General features: G+C 58.1%; 24 protein-coding genes. 11 read left to right on the top strand and 13 right to left on the bottom strand.

The genetic code is table 11. From position 1 onward, the window contains the following. Nucleotides 1-8 precede the first annotated feature (8 nt). The 9 genes from D2E24_RS08600 to D2E24_RS08560 form a co-directional block, all read right to left on the bottom strand. Nucleotides 9-548 (bottom strand): single-stranded DNA-binding protein, encoded by a 540-nt coding sequence (locus tag D2E24_RS08600; protein WP_125968929.1) that lies wholly within the window; start codon nt 546-548, stop codon nt 9-11. Beyond that, complete coding sequence (locus tag D2E24_RS08595) at nt 545-832, bottom strand: hypothetical protein (RefSeq protein WP_125968928.1); 288 nt, start codon at nt 830-832, stop codon at nt 545-547. Before D2E24_RS08595 ends, D2E24_RS08600 begins: the two co-directional genes overlap by 4 nt. Nucleotides 833-939: 107 nt before the next feature. Next, the gene (locus D2E24_RS08590; protein WP_125968927.1) at nt 940-1,131 is read right to left on the bottom strand and encodes a hypothetical protein; all 192 of its coding nucleotides are present in this window, start codon (nt 1,129-1,131) and stop codon (nt 940-942) included. Beyond that, entirely contained in the window at nt 1,118-1,468 is a 351-nt protein-coding gene (locus tag D2E24_RS08585; RefSeq protein WP_125968926.1) for a hypothetical protein, read from the bottom strand. The genes D2E24_RS08590 and D2E24_RS08585 overlap by 14 nt, the downstream gene beginning before the upstream one ends. Then, nucleotides 1,456-1,716, bottom strand: a complete 261-nt coding sequence (locus D2E24_RS08580) for a sortase family protein (RefSeq protein ID WP_125968925.1) — start codon at nt 1,714-1,716, stop codon at nt 1,456-1,458. The genes D2E24_RS08585 and D2E24_RS08580 overlap by 13 nt, the downstream gene beginning before the upstream one ends. Continuing rightward, the gene (locus tag D2E24_RS08575; protein WP_125968924.1) at nt 1,713-2,096 is read right to left on the bottom strand and encodes a hypothetical protein; all 384 of its coding nucleotides are present in this window, start codon (nt 2,094-2,096) and stop codon (nt 1,713-1,715) included. Before D2E24_RS08575 ends, D2E24_RS08580 begins: the two co-directional genes overlap by 4 nt. Before the next feature lie 278 nt (nt 2,097-2,374). Continuing rightward, a complete protein-coding gene (locus D2E24_RS08570; RefSeq protein ID WP_125968923.1) occupies nt 2,375-2,602 on the bottom strand; it encodes a helix-turn-helix transcriptional regulator in 228 nt (75 codons plus the stop codon). Then, a complete protein-coding gene (locus D2E24_RS08565) occupies nt 2,599-2,808 on the bottom strand; it encodes a hypothetical protein (RefSeq protein WP_125968922.1) in 210 nt (69 codons plus the stop codon). The genes D2E24_RS08570 and D2E24_RS08565 overlap by 4 nt, the downstream gene beginning before the upstream one ends. Further along, nucleotides 2,805-3,248 carry a hypothetical protein gene (locus tag D2E24_RS08560; protein ID WP_125968921.1) on the bottom strand — a complete coding sequence of 148 codons (444 nt, stop codon included), beginning with the start codon at nt 3,246-3,248 and terminating at the stop codon, nt 2,805-2,807. The genes D2E24_RS08565 and D2E24_RS08560 overlap by 4 nt, the downstream gene beginning before the upstream one ends. 95 nt (nt 3,249-3,343) lie before the next feature. Here D2E24_RS08560 and D2E24_RS08555 point away from each other — a divergent pair, with 95 nt between their 5' ends. Continuing rightward, nucleotides 3,344-3,946, top strand: coding sequence for a hypothetical protein (locus D2E24_RS08555; RefSeq protein ID WP_125968920.1), 603 nt, complete (start codon nt 3,344-3,346; stop codon nt 3,944-3,946). Here D2E24_RS08555 and D2E24_RS10350 read toward each other — a convergent pair. Both D2E24_RS10350 and D2E24_RS08550 read right to left on the bottom strand, forming a co-directional pair. Next, nucleotides 3,918-4,076, bottom strand: a complete 159-nt coding sequence (locus tag D2E24_RS10350) for a hypothetical protein (protein WP_164521071.1) — start codon at nt 4,074-4,076, stop codon at nt 3,918-3,920. The two genes, D2E24_RS08555 and D2E24_RS10350, sit on opposite strands and share 29 nt — an antisense overlap. After that, the gene (locus tag D2E24_RS08550) at nt 4,073-4,303 is read right to left on the bottom strand and encodes a hypothetical protein (RefSeq protein ID WP_125968919.1); all 231 of its coding nucleotides are present in this window, start codon (nt 4,301-4,303) and stop codon (nt 4,073-4,075) included. The genes D2E24_RS10350 and D2E24_RS08550 overlap by 4 nt, the downstream gene beginning before the upstream one ends. A 262-nt stretch (nt 4,304-4,565) precedes the next feature. Here D2E24_RS08550 and D2E24_RS08545 point away from each other — a divergent pair, with 262 nt between their 5' ends. The 4 genes from D2E24_RS08545 to D2E24_RS10345 all read left to right on the top strand — a co-directional run bounded on the left by D2E24_RS08545 (nt 4,566) and on the right by D2E24_RS10345 (nt 6,955). Continuing rightward, nucleotides 4,566-4,823 (top strand): hypothetical protein, encoded by a 258-nt coding sequence (locus tag D2E24_RS08545; protein WP_241222936.1) that lies wholly within the window; start codon nt 4,566-4,568, stop codon nt 4,821-4,823. Between the two features lie 48 nt (nt 4,824-4,871). Continuing rightward, nucleotides 4,872-5,327: a hypothetical protein gene (locus tag D2E24_RS08540; RefSeq protein ID WP_125968918.1), complete on the top strand. Its 456-nt coding sequence runs from the start codon at nt 4,872-4,874 to the stop codon at nt 5,325-5,327. A gap of 162 nt (nt 5,328-5,489) precedes the next feature. Then, a complete protein-coding gene (locus tag D2E24_RS08535; RefSeq protein WP_164521070.1) occupies nt 5,490-6,437 on the top strand; it encodes an Abi family protein in 948 nt (315 codons plus the stop codon). A gap of 110 nt (nt 6,438-6,547) precedes the next feature. Then, nucleotides 6,548-6,955: an ImmA/IrrE family metallo-endopeptidase gene (locus D2E24_RS10345; protein ID WP_164521069.1), complete on the top strand. Its 408-nt coding sequence runs from the start codon at nt 6,548-6,550 to the stop codon at nt 6,953-6,955. Nucleotides 6,956-6,957: 2 nt separating this feature from the next. Here D2E24_RS10345 and D2E24_RS08525 read toward each other — a convergent pair whose 3' ends face one another. Continuing rightward, nucleotides 6,958-7,158 carry a hypothetical protein gene (locus D2E24_RS08525; protein ID WP_125968915.1) on the bottom strand — a complete coding sequence of 67 codons (201 nt, stop codon included), beginning with the start codon at nt 7,156-7,158 and terminating at the stop codon, nt 6,958-6,960. A 38-nt stretch (nt 7,159-7,196) separates the two neighbouring features. On the opposite strand from D2E24_RS08525, the gene D2E24_RS08520 reads away from it, so the two are divergent. Further along, the gene (locus D2E24_RS08520) at nt 7,197-8,375 is read left to right on the top strand and encodes a tyrosine-type recombinase/integrase (protein WP_125968914.1); all 1,179 of its coding nucleotides are present in this window, start codon (nt 7,197-7,199) and stop codon (nt 8,373-8,375) included. 1,632 nt (nt 8,376-10,007) lie between these two features. On the opposite strand, the gene D2E24_RS10340 is transcribed toward D2E24_RS08520, so the two are convergent. Further along, nucleotides 10,008-10,190, bottom strand: coding sequence for a hypothetical protein (locus D2E24_RS10340; RefSeq protein WP_164521068.1), 183 nt, complete (start codon nt 10,188-10,190; stop codon nt 10,008-10,010). 63 nt (nt 10,191-10,253) lie between these two features. Between D2E24_RS10340 and D2E24_RS08510 the strand changes: the two genes are divergently transcribed. Genes D2E24_RS08510 through D2E24_RS08490 form a run of 5 tightly spaced genes read left to right on the top strand, consistent with a single transcriptional unit; the run spans nt 10,254 to nt 14,717 of the window. Then, nucleotides 10,254-11,525, top strand: coding sequence for a DNA methyltransferase (locus D2E24_RS08510; protein WP_125968913.1), 1,272 nt, complete (start codon nt 10,254-10,256; stop codon nt 11,523-11,525). Continuing rightward, complete coding sequence (locus tag D2E24_RS08505; protein ID WP_125968912.1) at nt 11,465-12,403, top strand: DNA methylase; 939 nt, start codon at nt 11,465-11,467, stop codon at nt 12,401-12,403. The genes D2E24_RS08510 and D2E24_RS08505 overlap by 61 nt, the downstream gene beginning before the upstream one ends. A 5-nt stretch (nt 12,404-12,408) precedes the next feature. Next, complete coding sequence (locus tag D2E24_RS08500) at nt 12,409-13,254, top strand: hypothetical protein (RefSeq protein ID WP_125968911.1); 846 nt, start codon at nt 12,409-12,411, stop codon at nt 13,252-13,254. Nucleotides 13,255-13,303: 49 nt separating this feature from the next. Continuing rightward, nucleotides 13,304-14,026, top strand: coding sequence for a DUF4145 domain-containing protein (locus D2E24_RS08495; RefSeq protein ID WP_125968910.1), 723 nt, complete (start codon nt 13,304-13,306; stop codon nt 14,024-14,026). 4 nt (nt 14,027-14,030) lie between these two features. After that, on the top strand, nt 14,031-14,717 hold the full coding sequence (locus D2E24_RS08490) for a hypothetical protein (RefSeq protein ID WP_125968909.1): 687 nt from the start codon (nt 14,031-14,033) through the stop codon (nt 14,715-14,717). Nucleotides 14,718-15,323 lie beyond the last annotated feature (606 nt).

Raw genomic sequence — 15,323 nt, 5'->3', positions numbered from 1 at the left:
TGTCCTTTCTAGAATTCGGGTTCGTCGCTCGGTGCGGGCGCGGCCGGCGCGAAGCCGACGGCGGCCCACGGGTCGTCCGGTACGGTCGGGGGCGGGCCGGGCCATGCGCCCGGCTGCGCGCCGTAGACGGGCGCGGACGAGAAGCCGCCCGCCGGCGCCGCTCCGGTGCCGTTGCCGGGCCCGTGGTCGATGCGGGTGACCCGGGCGGTCGCGTAGCGCAGGGACGGGCCGATCTCGTCGACCTGCAGTTCCACCACGGTGCGGTTCGTGCCGTCCTGCGCCTGATAGGAGCGCTGCTGGAGCCGGCCCTGCGCGATCACGCGCATGCCCTTGGCGAGCGTCTGGGCGCAGTGGTCGGCCAGGTCACGCCATGCCGAGCAGCGCATGAACAGCGTCTGCCCGGCCTCGAACTGGCCGGTCTGGCGGTTGTAGTTGCGCGGCGTGGACGCGATGGTGAACCCGGTGACGCTCGTGCCCGTGCCGGTGGTGCGTGGTTCGGGGTCGGCGGTGAGGTTGCCGACGACGGTGATGACGGTCTCGCCGCTCACTGCGCGCCTCCCTCGCCGTCGAGCCGGTAGGCGGGCTTACGCTTCCACATGCAGCGTGCGCTGATGGTGCGCCGGTCGCGGTCCACGACGACGTCGCCGAAGCGCGGCAGCAGGAGCGTGCGGTCCCACTGGCGGCACCGGTTGAGCCGGTGGATCGTCTCGTACAGGCTGTCGAGGAGCTCGCCGGCGCCCATCGTGCGCACCTCGGGCGTCAGGGGCCATTCGAACAGGCTTTCGCCCTCGTCCGCCGGCGATGCCGGCGGCTGCGTGGTTTTGGCGGTCATGCTGTTTCCTTCCTTGATGGTGGTTGGTGTCGTGGGCGCGGCCGGTGTCGGACCGGCCCGGGGCGGCCGCGCGCGCCCGGTTCCCGCCACAGGTGGCGGGGTGTGGTCTAGCCGAGGATGTGCAGGATGAGCAGCGGCGCGCAGACCGCGCCCCACAGGGCGGCGAGCGTGTTGCCGACCGGGTGCATGCACGCGTCGTGGGTGACGAGCCACACGCCGCACGCCAGGACGCTCACGGCCAGCAGCAGGCACGTGGTGTACGGGTACCGGCAGCGGCGGCGGGGTTCAGGCGTGTGCATGGCGCGCCTCCCTGGCGGCCGCATGGCACCATCCGATGATCAGCGCGATGCCGAGCGGGCCGATGAGCGCGTGCGCGGACCCGGGGTCGGCGGGGGTGGGCAGGAGCCGGACCGTGGCCCCGGCGCGGGTCATGTCCACGGCCAGCGCGCACTGCATGCCGATCCAGGTGCGCCGCTCCGTGAGCGCGTCGGCCAGCGCGTCGAGCGCGTCCGGGTCCGGGACGCGCGTCACGTGGCCGATGGACAGGCTTGCCGCCCGCCCGTCCATCCGGGTGCGCAGCGCCTCCATGTACGTGGCGGGCCACGGGTCGGCCGGTGCGAGCGCTACTCCCTGCATGGCGTGTCCTTCCTGAGTGCGAACGCGAGCTGGAGGCGGCTGGGCGCGCCGATCTGGTAGCGGCGGTGTTCGCCCATGAACAGGAGCGTGACGCCTTTTTCGGGGTGTCGTTCGATGCGGGTGACGGTGAACGCGAGGAGTCCGAAGTCGGCGCCGGTGAGGAACGCGACGTCGCCGGGCGCGACCTGGTCGAGGCTGGTGATGGCGTGGCCGGTGTCGAGCAGCTGCTCCCAGACGCCGGCGCTCATCGCCTGCCCTCCTCGTCGATGGTTTCGAGTGCGTGCAGCAGGTAGCGGTCGACGTTGTTCAGGGCGATCGTGTCGGCGATGCCCGCGGCGGCCATGCCGGCGACCGCCGTCCGGTGGAGGCGCATGATCCCGTCGCGCAGCGCGAACAGGGTGGTGTCGTCGCGTACGACGACGCGGCCGTCGCCCTTGTCGTCGTTCTCCTCGTCGGCGTCGTCGCCGGCGGCGGGGTGCGCGTCCTCGCATGCCTGGCGCGTGCACGTGTCGCACCGGCATGCGGGGGTCCCGCCGGACAGGAGCGTGCCGATGCGGGCGATGGCGTCGTCCTCCTGCGGGTCGTCGTCGACGGGGATGACGCGCGCGTGGATGGTGTGGGTGTGCATGATGGTTGGTTTCCTTCCTGATGGTCGGTGGGTATTGGGATGGGGGTGCGCTGGGGGGCCTGTAGCGGCCGGCAGGAGTCGCGGCCGTGCGACGCGTTATGACGTTCGCGTCCGGGCCCGCCCATCGTTCCCGCGGGTGGAGAAGATTGAGGGAAAGCCGCCTGCGGGTGGCGTTGACGCACCCCTGGTGGACCGTGCCGGAGTCGAACCGGGCCCGGGCCTGCCGCACGCCTGGCGTGCGGTCCGCCGGGGTCTGCCTGACCACGGCCCGGAACGGTTTAGATGCCGTTGGGGTAGAGGTATTGGCGGCGGCTGATGCGCTGCGTGCGGTCGGTGGCCTCGATGTCCTCGCGCCGCCATCCGATGAGCCTGCCGTTGTGGCGTACGGGTTCGGGGTAGGGGCTGGGCATGGATCCGTTGGACCATTGGTAGATGGTGCTGATGGACCGGTGGCAGTGGGCGGCGAGCTCCTTGGCGGTCACCAGGTCCGGGAGCGCGGCGTTCATGCGCCCACCCCCGCTTCGACGAGGGCCTGCGCGAGGTCGTTCACGAGGTAGAGCAGGATGAACGCGAAGAGCGGCATGATGGGGATGCATCCGAGGATCGGATGGTCCGTGTCGAGCCCCCACATCAGGGCGGCGGCGGCCAGCACGATGTACAGGATTGCGCCGGCGATGATGAGGATCGCGAGCAGGTAGGCGGTGACGTTCATCGCGTTTCCTCCTTGCCGGTGGTGTGGCGTGCGACAATGAGCAGACCGCCTACGCAAAGAAGGGAGGTGATGGTATGCAGAAGGATCCGATCCAGTCCGCCGAGGATGCCGAGGTCTACGCGCGGTCTGGTAATGAGAGGGAGGCCCTTGTCAGTCTCGCGGACGCGGTACAGGGCATCGCCGAATACCAGCGGTACATTCGCAACGACCAGTTGAGGATCAAGAGGGCGCTCGGCCTGTCCTGACCCCGGTGCGCATCCCCGCTCCTGCATCGCGGGGGTGCGCCCGGCTTCGGCCAGGGTCTCGCGCATCGCGCTCTTCATCATGCCGAAGAGTCTGGCGTGGCGTCGCGTGTATTCGTCCACGCTTTCCGGCCGGTTCGGGTTGTCCTCGATGTATTCAGCCGTCATGGGCAGCGGCTGTTCCTTGATGGTGTTCATTGGTTCTCCTGTTCTGTCTGGCGCATCGCATCCGCGGGCACCGGGGCGGGCTGTGCGGTGGTGGTCATCGTGGGTTCTTTGGTAGGTTGTGGGGTATGTGGGATTGGTTCGCTGAGCATGTGGTCGAGTTGGCCGGGTGGCTGCTGACCGTCGTCGCGACGGTCGTCGGCTGGGTGACGGAGCATCGGGGCTCCCGGCGCCGTGACGCGGAGCGTCGCGAGGACATCGGGACGCTGGAGGGGCAGGTGGCGGCGTTGCGTGACCAGGCGGCCAGCCTGCAGGAGGCGAACGAGCTCGCCGCCAGGGCCCTTCGCCGCGATACCGAGGACAGTCACGTCGAGTGGGCCGTCGGATGGGACGAGGACCGCTGTTCGCTGGTCCTGACCAATACGGGTCGGGACGTGGCGCATGATGTCGCGGTCGTCGTCAATGCGGTGCTTCCCGGTTCGGGCGGGCGTTTCCACCGCGCCGTGACGTCCGTCGGCGACGTTCCGGACGGAGGGTCCGTGGCCGTGCCTGTCCCGGAGGCGGTGGAGGACCGCAAGAGGGTGAACGGCATGCTGGCGGGTAATCCGATGGGCCGGTACATGATGGTCATGCAGGGCGCCCGTTGGAGGTGCCGGTTCGACGTCGACGTGATGTGGAAGACCGATGAGGGGTTCCCGAGGGTCAGGCATCTTGATCATGCAGTCTCCTGAGCATGTTGGCGAGCCTGTCCGCCTTGTGGTATTCGGCCGCGCCGGCCGCCGCGGCGGCGATTGCGACGCCGGCGCATAGGAGGATGGTCCCGATGGACGTCAGGGCGACGATGGTCTTGTGCAGGTTCATGGTTGGTCCTCCTGTTCTGTCTGGCGCATCGCATCGGCGATGATCTTGCTTGGGTCAAGTCCGATAGCCAGCGACGTGCCGATAAAGGCGCTCAGCGGCATATCTCCAGCCCGGAATCGGTGGGCAACCGTATTGCGGTCCACCCCTGTCTTTTTCGCGATCTCCGTCTTCGGCACCTCGTCGAGCAGCGAATGGTCTCGGAGGCTTTTCACGGCCGAAGCTGTCATCTTGCTAACACTTGCGAGCACATAAATAAAGCTAGCACTTGCTAGCATGGATTTGCAAGTGCTAGCGTGTCGCGTGTAAAATCAGGCCATGCCTACAAAGAAATACGAATGGACAGAATGGGATCGATGCTCAACAGACGAGCTCTCCGAGATGATGCGAGTTTCCGGCTTGTCCGATAGGGCGCTGTCTCTGAGGCTGGATGGGTCCATCAGCAACAATCGCGTCCGAGACCTGCGACTTGGGCTCAAGGCGCCGGTGCGCTTGTCCGAGTTCCTCGCGATCTGCGACGTATGCCACGCCGACCCCGTCACCACCCTCAAACGCATCATCGACCGCGCCAACCAGATCCGAGAAGAACAGACAACCACGCCCGCCACCCCATCAATCGACCCCACGGCGCTCGCGGACATGGATCCCGACACCCTCGCCGACCTCATCGCCGCCGACCCGGACGCCTACGACATCGCCGCACTCCGGGATCCGAACAAGGACCTCGAACGCGAAACCCCGCGCGACTGACGCGCGGGGGAAGTATTTCAACAATCACCAATAAAGGAGAGAACCATCATGAAGAAACCCATCGCGCTGCTCGCCACCACGGCTATGCTGTTCGGTCTGACCGCATGCGGCACCACGCCAGCCACGGCCGACGGCAACGACGGCAGCACGTCCACCCAACAGCAGGAGAAGCCGAAGCCGGCCGACCTGACCGGCACGTGGAAGCAGACCAACTCCAACAGCGACGAATCGTGGATGGAGGCGACCATCAGCGGCGACACCATCGAGATCGACTGGGTCGGACAGGACACCAAGAGCCTCTACTGGAAGGGCAGCTACGAGGCGCCCGGCGAGGCCGGCGACTGGAAGTGGACCAGTAAGGGCGACACCGAAACCATGAAGACCGCGCTCATGGCGTCGCAGGATGACACCAAGGACTTCGCATACTCGGCCGACGGGCAGGAACTCACCTACGAGGCGTCCGCGCTCGGCACCACCATGACCATCCGCATGAGCAAGCAATAACCAGGACGCAACAAGAAGCCCAGCCGCTCATCCGCGAGCGCCGGAGCATGAGGCGGCGCCTATTTGTTGGCTTTAACAAAATGGTTCCGAGGAAAGGAAAACGTCATGGACAGGGCCGTACCAGACACGCCCACCGTGCGGGAATCCGGCAACGATGCTATATTGAACGGCAACAGTACCCCGCACGCGAGCGCCCACGGCGCAGCGAACCAGGCGGGGTCGTTCTTTTTCCCCATGAAACCCGCCCTCGACTATGCGTCGCAGGTCGCCCACCTGCGTGAGCGCGGCCTCGTCATCGAGGACGCCGCGGATGCGGCGAGCTGGCTGTCCGACACGAACTACTATCGCCTGCGCGGATACTGGATCACACTCGAACGCGATGGCCGATTCATCCCCGGAACCACGCTGGGCGACATCCGCGGCATCTACCGGTTGGACCAGGAGCTGCGCCTATGGCTATGGCACGCCATCGGGCCAATCGAAATCAAGGCGCGTACGAGCCTGGCCTATCATCTTGCCCGCGCGTGCGGGCCGCTGGCGCACAGGGAATCCGGACTGTTTTCCGACGGCAGGGCGCACGCCAGGTCGATGAGCGGGTACGAGAAGGAGATGGCGAGGGCCGAACGCGGCAACGTGCCCTGCGTGACCCACAACCTGCGTAAATACGGTGACCTGCCGGTATGGGCGGCGGTCGAGATCATGTCGATGGGCACCATGTCCCAGCTATACGGCAACCTGTCCGGCCGGGCCTCGTACCCGGACGGAACCACCGTGTCGCAGGCCGTGTCCAAGGACTTCGACATCAAACCATACCTTCTGAAAAGCTGGCTCAGGCATCTGACCTACGTGCGTAATCTGTGCGGGCACCACAGTCGCATCTACAACCGCTCCATGACCACCCGGGCCACGATGCTCAGGAAGGACTCGCGGCATGAGGGACTGAAGGCGTGGGCCACCATCGTCGTCATCATGCGCATGTACCAGCGGGCATGGCCCGGCCGCTGGGCGGACATGGCCGATTCGCTGACACGGATCATCGACTCGCATCCCGATGTCGACCTGAAACCCATGGGGTTCCCCGACGACTGGCGCAACGTCCTTCGACCGTGAAGTTAGCCCGCTCCCGCCACACGGCGGACAGGCCCGGGAGGCTCACTCATACCCGGCCGCAACAGGACGTCACATCCTTCAACGATCTCCAGAAACGAGGCGACGACGCCATGGGAGAAACCGACCTGCTCGCACAGGCGCTCACGCTCGGCATACACGTACGATACCGGCCGCTCGCACCGGGCCTGTGCGGCTGCTACCTGGACACGGGACGGCTCATCGTCATCGACGACGCCCTGTCCGCCCCGCAACGCCGGTGCACGCTCGCGCACGAACTCGCCCACGCCCGCCACGGCGACCACGGATGCCGAGGCGTCGGCGGCGGCAAGGCCGAACGCCGCGCACGCCGCGAGACCGCCCTGCAGCTGATCGACCCGCGCGCATACGCGAGCGCCGAGATCGTGTATGAGGGCGACGTGTGGTGGATCGCGGCGGAGCTGGACGTGACGGTGCAGGTCGTGGAGGATTACCGTCTGCTGTTGCATGACGGTGGAACGGTGTTGGGAGGTGTGTGGTGATGCTATTTGGAGTTTCGGCCGAAGAGGAATCCGAGTGCGGTGGTGGCGATGAGCTTGAACACGTCGGAGGCCTTGTCCATGGCGTCGCCGTCGTCGGCGCCGGGCCAGATGAACGGGATGACGGCGAACAGGAAGATGAACAGGAGACAGGCGGCGACGATCCGTAGTGCTGCGGTGCTTTTGGGGTCATTGGTCGGTCTCATACGGAACAGGATACCCGACACGGGAAGGCGGGCATGACATGGCGAACATCTCGAAATACACAACGTCGAAGGGCGAGACGCGCTACCGGGTACGCTACAGGAAACCGGACGGATCGCAGACCGACAAGCGCGGGTTCCGACGCAAGACGGACGCTGAGCAGTGGGCGGCGAAGCATGTGACGGTCGCGAAGGCCGAGGGCTCATACATCGACCCGCGGTCGGGGCGGGTGACGGTGGGGGAGCTGGCCGCGGCGTGGCTGGCGAAGAAGGAGATGACGACCAAGCCCAGCTACTACGACGATCTGGAGGGAGCGTGGCGCAAATGGGTGGAACCCGTGTGGGGCGGGGTGCCCGTGTCGTCCGTGACACGCGAGGACGCGCAACGCTGGGTCACGGGCATCCGCCAGGGTGACGGGTCCGGTGAGGGGGCGAAGAGCGCGAGCGTGGTCATCCGCGCGCACGGCGTGCTCGCCGGCATCCTCGACGACGCCGTCGCGGACCGGCGCATCCCGTCCAACCCCGTGCGCGGCGTCGAACTGCCACGGCGCGTCAAGGGGCGGCACGCGTATCTGACCGCCGGGCAGGTCGACCGGCTGGCCTCCGCGTGCGAGGGTCAACGTCGCACGATCGTGCTCACGCTCGCGTTGTGCGGCATGAGGTGGGGCGAATGCGTGGGCCTGACCGTCGGCGACGTGGACTTCGAACGCCGGCGCATCAATATCAGCCGGAGCGCCACGCAGGTGCAGCGCCACATCATCGTGGGCACGCCCAAGACGCACGAGATCCGCAGCATCACGTTCCCCGACCAGCTCGCCCCGCTCCTGCACGCCCGATGCGACGGACGCGCACAGGATGAGCTCGTGTTCCGTGACCCGTCCACGGTCGACGGATACGTGCACCAGCCCCACAGTCCCAAGGCCGACGCGCGCAACTGGTTCGCCCGCGCGTGCGACGAGGCCGGCATCCCCAGGATGACCGTGCACGACCTGCGGCATACGGCAGCGAGCCTCATGGTCCGCAGCGGCGCGAACGTCAAGGCCGTGCAACGCCAGTTGGGGCACGCGAGCGCCGCGATGACATTGGACGTGTACGCCGACCTGTTCGACGACGACCTCGATCGTCTGGGTTTGGACCTGTCCGGGATGCTGGCCCGTGAGGATGTGGGCAAAATGTGGGCAGACGAAAAAACGGACGCCTCGGAACCTAAGCGGCAGTAGGGCTTCCGGGCTCGTGCGTCGCGGGTTCAAATCCCGCCGGTCCGACCATCAAAACCGGAGTCATACGATTCCGGTTTTTCTTTATTTTGCACATGACGGGGGTGGGTTAAGGGTCAAACCTCGGTCACGGTACCCGGAACCGTCCCGTCATTCCCGGCCGGTTCTTTTCCGCCGCCCCTCTTCCAGTGGCCGGGGGGGGGCGACCGACTCCGGGGCGGGATTCGCCGTGAACATGTACACCGTCCATTCGCAGCAGCGCTTCATGTTGGATTCCGACAGTGCTCGGTGGTGGTCGGGCGTGCGTTTGACCACGGCGTTGATCCCGCCCTCCAACCGGTTCGTTGTCGATGTCAACGGGACGATGTCCCCGGCGACGGCGGGATAGCGGAATGCGAACAGCGGACCCGCGCGGTTCAGTTTGGTGAGTCGGAAGTAGGCATGGCGCAATCGTTCGTGCGTCTACTGCCACCTGCACCTTCCTCGCATGCACAGGACCCTGTCCAGCGGTGACGTGTTCCCTAAGATATGCCGTGCTCGCCGTGCCACGTGTTGGGTTCGGCGAGTCGTGAGGCGATCTTGCTGGTGTCCTTCACCTTGGCGAGCCTGCGGACGAGCCCGAAGAATTCCCCCTCCGACAACGTTTCCGGGCCTGCTCGCCAGATCGACGCGGGTGTTGCATGGCACGTGCATGAGGCAGTGTTGCGCAGAAAACGTCCTTCACCGGGTTTAGAAAATGCCGGCTTCCGGACAGGCCGAGGAAACCGGCGGCTTCGCTCGTGAACCGCTTGCCCGTGATCCACGCGAGGAACGCACGGAACTCCGCCGTACGCGCCGAATCCTCCCGTCTCATGGTCGAGCTCAACCAGCACCTGTCCGGTACTCCAACGCTGCGCCCTGGACCTTTGAAACCCTTCTTGCGCATCGGTTCACCGCACAGAGGGCATTTCTTTGCCCTCGAGGACTTGCTCCTGCTCACGGAACAAGCCAACACGAAAAAGTCAAACGCTCGGGCGCCTTAACGCCTGGAACGTTAATCACCCTCCGACACGCAAGATACCAGTAACCCAAAGAGGGATTTAAGACCCACGTTTTGTCTATTAACCCCGATATGGGGCGTGCTGTACGGGTTGATACAGTTGATGCGTGCTAGCGACACCAAACGGCATCGCTGCGCGTGCCGGACTGTGGCGAGTTGCTGCATGGAGCATGCATCCCAGCAACATCCGCCGCATCTAGCCTGGTCAGACCTTTCACCTATCGCGTCAACCGCACTCTGACGATGAACGCCAGTACTGGCACGTGGATTCATGTCGTGTGGAGCGGTGAGACCCTGAACATCATCTTTGGTTCTTCCGACGGGCGGTACGTTACCCGACTTGACAAACTTGACTTACCCAGGACGGCAACCAAGCATCTATCAGACTGACTGGGGCCTTCGGAGCCACACCGGGACCATCTTCCCATATCTAAGTCACCCCAAAAAAGGAGAAATCTTATAGATATTTCTGCAGCGACCGTCCTCGCTGCCGACATTGGAGTCTTCCGTGCTCCCGCGCTCGTGCGAACGTTTAAGAAGTGATCCCCACCAACTATGTGGGGCTGACCAGCCTCGGCTGAACAGCCTGCTCGGTGTCATAGCCATATCTTCCCGGCAGCTTCCACGACTACGGCTGGGGCAACGTCCTTGTCGGCGTCATCGGCGTCGCATAAGCCGTCTATGCCTTGGCGGATCAAGCGTTCATCGGCACGCTCAGCAAGAAGGAAATCAGCTTGTAGCGTAGCAAAAATGGTGCTTTCGCCTTTCTTGGGTGCCATCGAAGCATTCTTGGAAAGTGGAAAGTTCGCGTCTCGTCACGAACCACGCTAGGCTAGGTTCCTATGAAGCAAGATGAGACTAAGCAGAAAGCTGCCACAACGTTTATAGACAACCTTAAGTTGCCAGTACACGGCTGGTACCGTTACACTGCCGGTTTTTCTGCGCAATGGGCAGAATCCGTTATTGAGACTGAACATGTGCGTACTGGAGGGAAGGACGACTTCACAGTTCTAGATCCTTTTGCAGGCAGTGGAACAACAATGCTTGCCGCCGATCAGATCGGCGTGTCTTCTATTGGTTTTGAATCGCATCCATTGGTGAATGAAATTGCTGCAGCTAAGCTTGCCTGGGACACAGATCCAGAAGCATTCGCTCAAAAGGGAAAATCTATCGCTAATATCGCGGCTGGTATCACTGACCCAATGTATGAATATCCGGCCATTGTTGAGAAATGTTATAGCAAAGAGAATCTGCAAGAAATCGATAAACTAAGGAAAGCTCTCGAACGGTCCGCAGATGATACGCCGGAATATAAATTGGCGAAGATTGCTTTTATTTGTGTTCTTCGTTCAGCGTCTCACGCTGGAACAGCGACGTGGCAGTACGTACTGCCTAATAAAACAAAGACTAATGTCTCTGGCGCACTAAAGGCTTATCTACATCAGATTGATGTAATGGCAAGTGACTTGATCTACATGCAAAACAGTGGTGCTGTGAAGCAATCTAATATCTTGGAGCAGGACTCACGCAAATACCGAGAAGGAATGAATGACAAAATCGATCTAGTTCTTACATCGCCACCCTACGCCAATAACTATGACTATGCTGATGCCACCCGACTAGAATTGAGTGTTTTAGGTGAGATTAAAGGATGGGGTGATCTTCAGGACATTATTCGTCCAGGTCTTGTTCGTTCCTGCTCTCAGATGGTATCAAAAGAGAAGAAAAGAACTTTTGAATATTTGGAAGATCCGATTCTCGCTCCAATTCATGATGAAATAATCGATGTTTGTCAAAGGTTGGATGAGGAAAAGGAACATCATGGTGGGAAAAAGAATTACCATACGATGGTAGCGTTGTATTTTCTTGATCTTGCTCATGTTTTCCGTAATCTTCGCGCATATTGTAAAGAAGGTTCGCGTGTCTGCTTTGTAGTAGGAGATTCTGCTCCATACGGAATATATGTGCCCGTTGATGAGTGGCTGGGGCGTTTGGCTCAATCTGTGGGGTTTTATGATTACTCTTTCGATAAAACGCGCGATCGAAACATTAAGTGGAAGAACAGGAAACATCGTGTGCCCTTGAAGGAAGGGTACCTCTGGATCGAGGGTTGATAAAAATGGCAAACTCACCTACGCACCGTTTTGGCCAGATTATTGGCGATCTGCTTGAACAGGCTACAGTTGAGACTGTGCGTCCTATAGCGCAAAAGCATCATATGTATCTAGATTTCATTCATCCGCGTCCTACTCGTGATGGAAAGAGGAAGATACATGTTGAAGACATATTGGGTAATTTTCATGATTTGGATTTGGTCGTAGAGGAAGGTGGCAGTGAGGAAGTAATCGGCCGTCCGCGAGCTTTCATCGAAGTCGCATGGCGTAGATACACGAAGCACTCAAAGAATAAGGCACAAGAGATTTCTTCTGCTGTACTGTCATGCGCGCGCAAATATGCAGACGATGCTCCTTTTACGGGAACAGTACTTGCTGGAGAGTTCACTGAGAACTCATTGCAACAGTTGAGGTCTCAAGGCTTTGTGGTAGTGCACTTCTCCCTTCAATCGATTGTGGATGCATTCAAGACGGTCGGCATTGATGCGTATTGGGAAGAAGATACTCCTGATGAGAAGATTGAGGAACAAGTAAAAAGATTTGATCTTTTGACAGACCTTGAAATAGAAACAATTAAACATTGCCTATTCCAAGAGGAGAAAGAGTCTTTTGAAATTTTTGCAAAGGTATTGGATCAGTCGCTTGATCGCCATGTGAGCAATGTTTCTATCACCTCATTGTGGGGTAGTAATAAATCGTTTGAGACGATTCAAGATGCTCGTGATTATATAGAATCAATGAATCTTGATGCGAGTGATGGATATGATTTTATCCGTTTTGAGATTCGTATCGAATATTCGAATGGGTCGAGAACTACTATGGAATTTACTGATAGATATGATGCCCTAAGGAAACTCGCGCTTATGGATAACGATTAGCTAGTATGCGAATCTATAGTATAGGCTCATCGAAAGATGATGCGAGACGGGTTGTATTAGACAGTAATCTCGTCAATCCACTTGTTGTAGCAGTATCCGGGAAGAAGCCCATCCAGAAGCTCTTCCCGGATAGGCTGATATGGACGCTATCTAATGCTAGTGCATTGTCGGTTGATTGGCGATTTGGAGCATGTGAAGAGTATCGCCAACGGGCGCATGAGAATAAAAGACAAGTAATTTCTTACTGTAACTCGCTTTTTCCATACATAAAAACTTTGAGCTATCAATATCTATTAGAATTTCTGAATAATACTTGTCGCTCTGTTCCTCCCCTAATGTATTCTGGGTCGAACGATACATATGACGAAATCTATGCAACACATTTATTGTCGTATTTTACATTACTTCACCTTTTTTCATTGCAAAAGAAGAAATCATGGACTGATTTCTATCGTTGGATTCTGAATAATGGGTTTCATCTGGATTTGGAAACGCTTAGATTTTGTAAAGCTTTTCTTTCAGATAGGCAGGGTTTCTCGTTTAACCGTTTAACTCATGAGAGTGGGTCTTATGCAGGTGACATGATTGCGAAATCCGCTTGGAATGTCTCATGGGATCTCACTATGTTGGATGCAATATCGATCCGAAATGGATCAATATTGCTTACACAAGATGCTGCACTCTTGGACTATTGGAGATACAGTAGGGATATATATGTCGAGCCCTTAGAGGCTGGTTCAATGAATACCGATATCCCATCTCTCTTGATTGACGAAGAAAATTATCTGAATGTCACTAAGAATTTTAATTCTTCTTTAGCTTATGATGGGGGTGTGCGGGAGCTGTTTTAATTATCGTCTACCAATATACAGTTTTAAATGATATAGATAAGGAATTAGCATGGTTGTAAGGAATTGTTGGCATTGTCATGCATATGCCAACATGAGTCTTCCCGCTCTTCAAGAGCATTTCCTATATGAAACGGGAACCGATTTGATAGATTGTACTTTTCCAAAACCGGACAAGATGCAAGAAGGTGACGATAATTATTTCGTTATCTACCAGTGTGATCGTTGTGGCTATCCGAACATCGCACATTACAAACATAACCGTTGGGATGATGACAACGATGAACCAACTTTGCCAATTGAATGGATTCCGATTTCCGCTATCGGCAAAGAGTACCCCGATGTACCTAAACGAGTCACTTCAGCAGCTTCCGAATGCCACAGGTGTTTCTCTATCGGAGCGTATCGTGCTACCGTCATTATGGCTAGGAGTGTACTCGAAGCCATCATTACAGAGAAGATTCAGGATCCCGCCAATGAACACGGCAAAGACAAGACCCTTAATATGAAGTTGAAGGATGCTGCTGACGAAGGAGTGATCAGCAAACGTCTTGGCGACCTAGCTGACGCAATCAAAGATATTGGCAACGGTTCAACTCATAACATTTTCGAAGACATAAGTAAGGATGAGGCTGATTATGTTCTTGGTTTTATGGACTTGCTAATTGAGGAAACATATCAACAAGATGAACGTCTGGCAAAATTAGCTAAGCTGAATCAGAGACTCGAACAAGTTAAATCTGACAAGCTGTCAGGCATAGTGAAGGAAAACTAACGCAGTGTCAAGAAATAGACGAAAGCGATCTGATCCCGAAGGGAAGAAGCATCCCGAAGGCGGGATGGAACTTTTGATTCATTTTCACGAATCGGTACTTCAGTATGACCTGTATACACAAGAAGTGCTAAAGACCACTAGCGAGATGATGAATCCTGAGAGTGATGATAACTTCATCAAATACTGCTTGCGCGCAGCTTTGTTGAGAAAGTATTGGGCTCCCGAAGATGAACTCGCACTTGATAAAGTCATTGCGACAATTAAATCACGACTTGACAATTCCACTGATTCCAGCCATGAGCGCTTGCAATCACTTGAACATTTGTTGAAGTCTTTTACTTGTGCATATCGAATAAAAAATACCGATTCAAATTCGAATTCCAGATCTGAATCAGCAAAGGACAAGGCCAAGGCTGCTTACAGATCCGTAACTCCACATCAAGCTGCAGTTGATTATGTATATGGAATGCTCCTACACGGTGATTACCAGAAATGGTTGAATGCGCGTAATCCGAATTTTCTGAGTTTGCTTTCAATCGGCAATGAGGTAGCGCGTCTAGAGAAATTCGTCCATTCGGTGCATGACTTCCTTAACGAGATGGTAAATGATGGAACATTAACTCCTGACTTCTCTCGTATCCTCCAAGACTCTCCAACGAAAGGGGTAACAATAAGATTAGAAGCCTTCTAACAATGGCATATTGCTACCCCGTCATCTGGCTTCCTTAGCCGGCGAGACGATGTTTTGCATCGCGCCTGCTGATCAGACGTGATGAGCCCTGAAAACAGCGAATCAACGGCGATCGGCGAATTTCGCAAACGTCACCAAAACGGCGTCATTACCACGAAAATGCGACTGACGAAGTTCTCGGGAATCGGTGAAGCGACTCTTCAAACCAACAAGGAGGCATAGGTTCAATTCTGCAGGCAAGACCAGAAGCCCCGGAATCACTCGATTCCAGGGCTTCTGGTATTTTGTGAAACGTCGTATAACAACTCAGATACAAGTTCAGGGTACCCCCACCCGACATGCCTCTGCGGTGTGTTGTCGCAGGGACGTTCGGTTTGCGTCTATCCAATATCCGGCTCGAACTCTACTCCGAACCCTCTTTACACGGTTTTGTTGAAGAGTGCCGTTCTTACTGCCTGACCGAATAGATGTCCTGATTGTATTAGGGTGTGTTTACGCTAGTTGGTGTTGTGTGATAATCGGTATATGTGTACGCCGAGGTATGACATCACGCTGGACCAGTTCATGAGGATCGCGCATCTGCTGCCGCGTCAGCGCGGCAACGTG

This window comes from Bifidobacterium samirii (genome assembly GCF_003952945.1).
In the GTDB taxonomy this organism is placed as follows: domain Bacteria; phylum Actinomycetota; class Actinomycetes; order Actinomycetales; family Bifidobacteriaceae; genus Bifidobacterium; species Bifidobacterium samirii.
The sequence above is the reverse complement of the archived record's forward strand: the minus strand, read 5'-3'. Positions and strand labels throughout refer to the sequence as shown.

Excerpts from the sequence above, each read along its gene's own strand:
- D2E24_RS08565 (WP_125968922.1), bottom strand. The coding sequence starts at position 2,808 with ATGAACGTCACCGCCTACCTGCTCGCGATCCTCATCATCGCCGGCGCA.
- D2E24_RS08495 (WP_125968910.1), top strand. The coding sequence starts at position 13,304 with ATGGTTGTAAGGAATTGTTGGCATTGTCATGCATATGCCAACATGAGT.
- D2E24_RS08585 (WP_125968926.1), bottom strand. The coding sequence starts at position 1,468 with ATGCAGGGAGTAGCGCTCGCACCGGCCGACCCGTGGCCCGCCACGTAC.
- D2E24_RS10340 (WP_164521068.1), bottom strand. The coding sequence starts at position 10,190 with ATGGCACCCAAGAAAGGCGAAAGCACCATTTTTGCTACGCTACAAGCT.
- D2E24_RS10345 (WP_164521069.1), top strand. The coding sequence starts at position 6,548 with ATGGGAGAAACCGACCTGCTCGCACAGGCGCTCACGCTCGGCATACAC.
- D2E24_RS08555 (WP_125968920.1), top strand. The coding sequence starts at position 3,344 with ATGTGGGATTGGTTCGCTGAGCATGTGGTCGAGTTGGCCGGGTGGCTG.
- D2E24_RS08590 (WP_125968927.1), bottom strand. The coding sequence starts at position 1,131 with ATGCACACGCCTGAACCCCGCCGCCGCTGCCGGTACCCGTACACCACG.
- D2E24_RS08550 (WP_125968919.1), bottom strand. The coding sequence starts at position 4,303 with ATGACAGCTTCGGCCGTGAAAAGCCTCCGAGACCATTCGCTGCTCGAC.
- D2E24_RS08510 (WP_125968913.1), top strand. The coding sequence starts at position 10,254 with ATGAAGCAAGATGAGACTAAGCAGAAAGCTGCCACAACGTTTATAGAC.
- D2E24_RS08570 (WP_125968923.1), bottom strand. The coding sequence starts at position 2,602 with ATGAACGCCGCGCTCCCGGACCTGGTGACCGCCAAGGAGCTCGCCGCC.
- D2E24_RS08520 (WP_125968914.1), top strand. The coding sequence starts at position 7,197 with ATGGCGAACATCTCGAAATACACAACGTCGAAGGGCGAGACGCGCTAC.
- D2E24_RS08500 (WP_125968911.1), top strand. The coding sequence starts at position 12,409 with ATGCGAATCTATAGTATAGGCTCATCGAAAGATGATGCGAGACGGGTT.
- D2E24_RS10350 (WP_164521071.1), bottom strand. The coding sequence starts at position 4,076 with ATGAACCTGCACAAGACCATCGTCGCCCTGACGTCCATCGGGACCATC.
- D2E24_RS08575 (WP_125968924.1), bottom strand. The coding sequence starts at position 2,096 with ATGCACACCCACACCATCCACGCGCGCGTCATCCCCGTCGACGACGAC.
- D2E24_RS08525 (WP_125968915.1), bottom strand. The coding sequence starts at position 7,158 with ATGAGACCGACCAATGACCCCAAAAGCACCGCAGCACTACGGATCGTC.
- D2E24_RS08560 (WP_125968921.1), bottom strand. The coding sequence starts at position 3,248 with ATGAACACCATCAAGGAACAGCCGCTGCCCATGACGGCTGAATACATC.
- D2E24_RS08595 (WP_125968928.1), bottom strand. The coding sequence starts at position 832 with ATGACCGCCAAAACCACGCAGCCGCCGGCATCGCCGGCGGACGAGGGC.
- D2E24_RS08540 (WP_125968918.1), top strand. The coding sequence starts at position 4,872 with ATGAAGAAACCCATCGCGCTGCTCGCCACCACGGCTATGCTGTTCGGT.
- D2E24_RS08580 (WP_125968925.1), bottom strand. The coding sequence starts at position 1,716 with ATGAGCGCCGGCGTCTGGGAGCAGCTGCTCGACACCGGCCACGCCATC.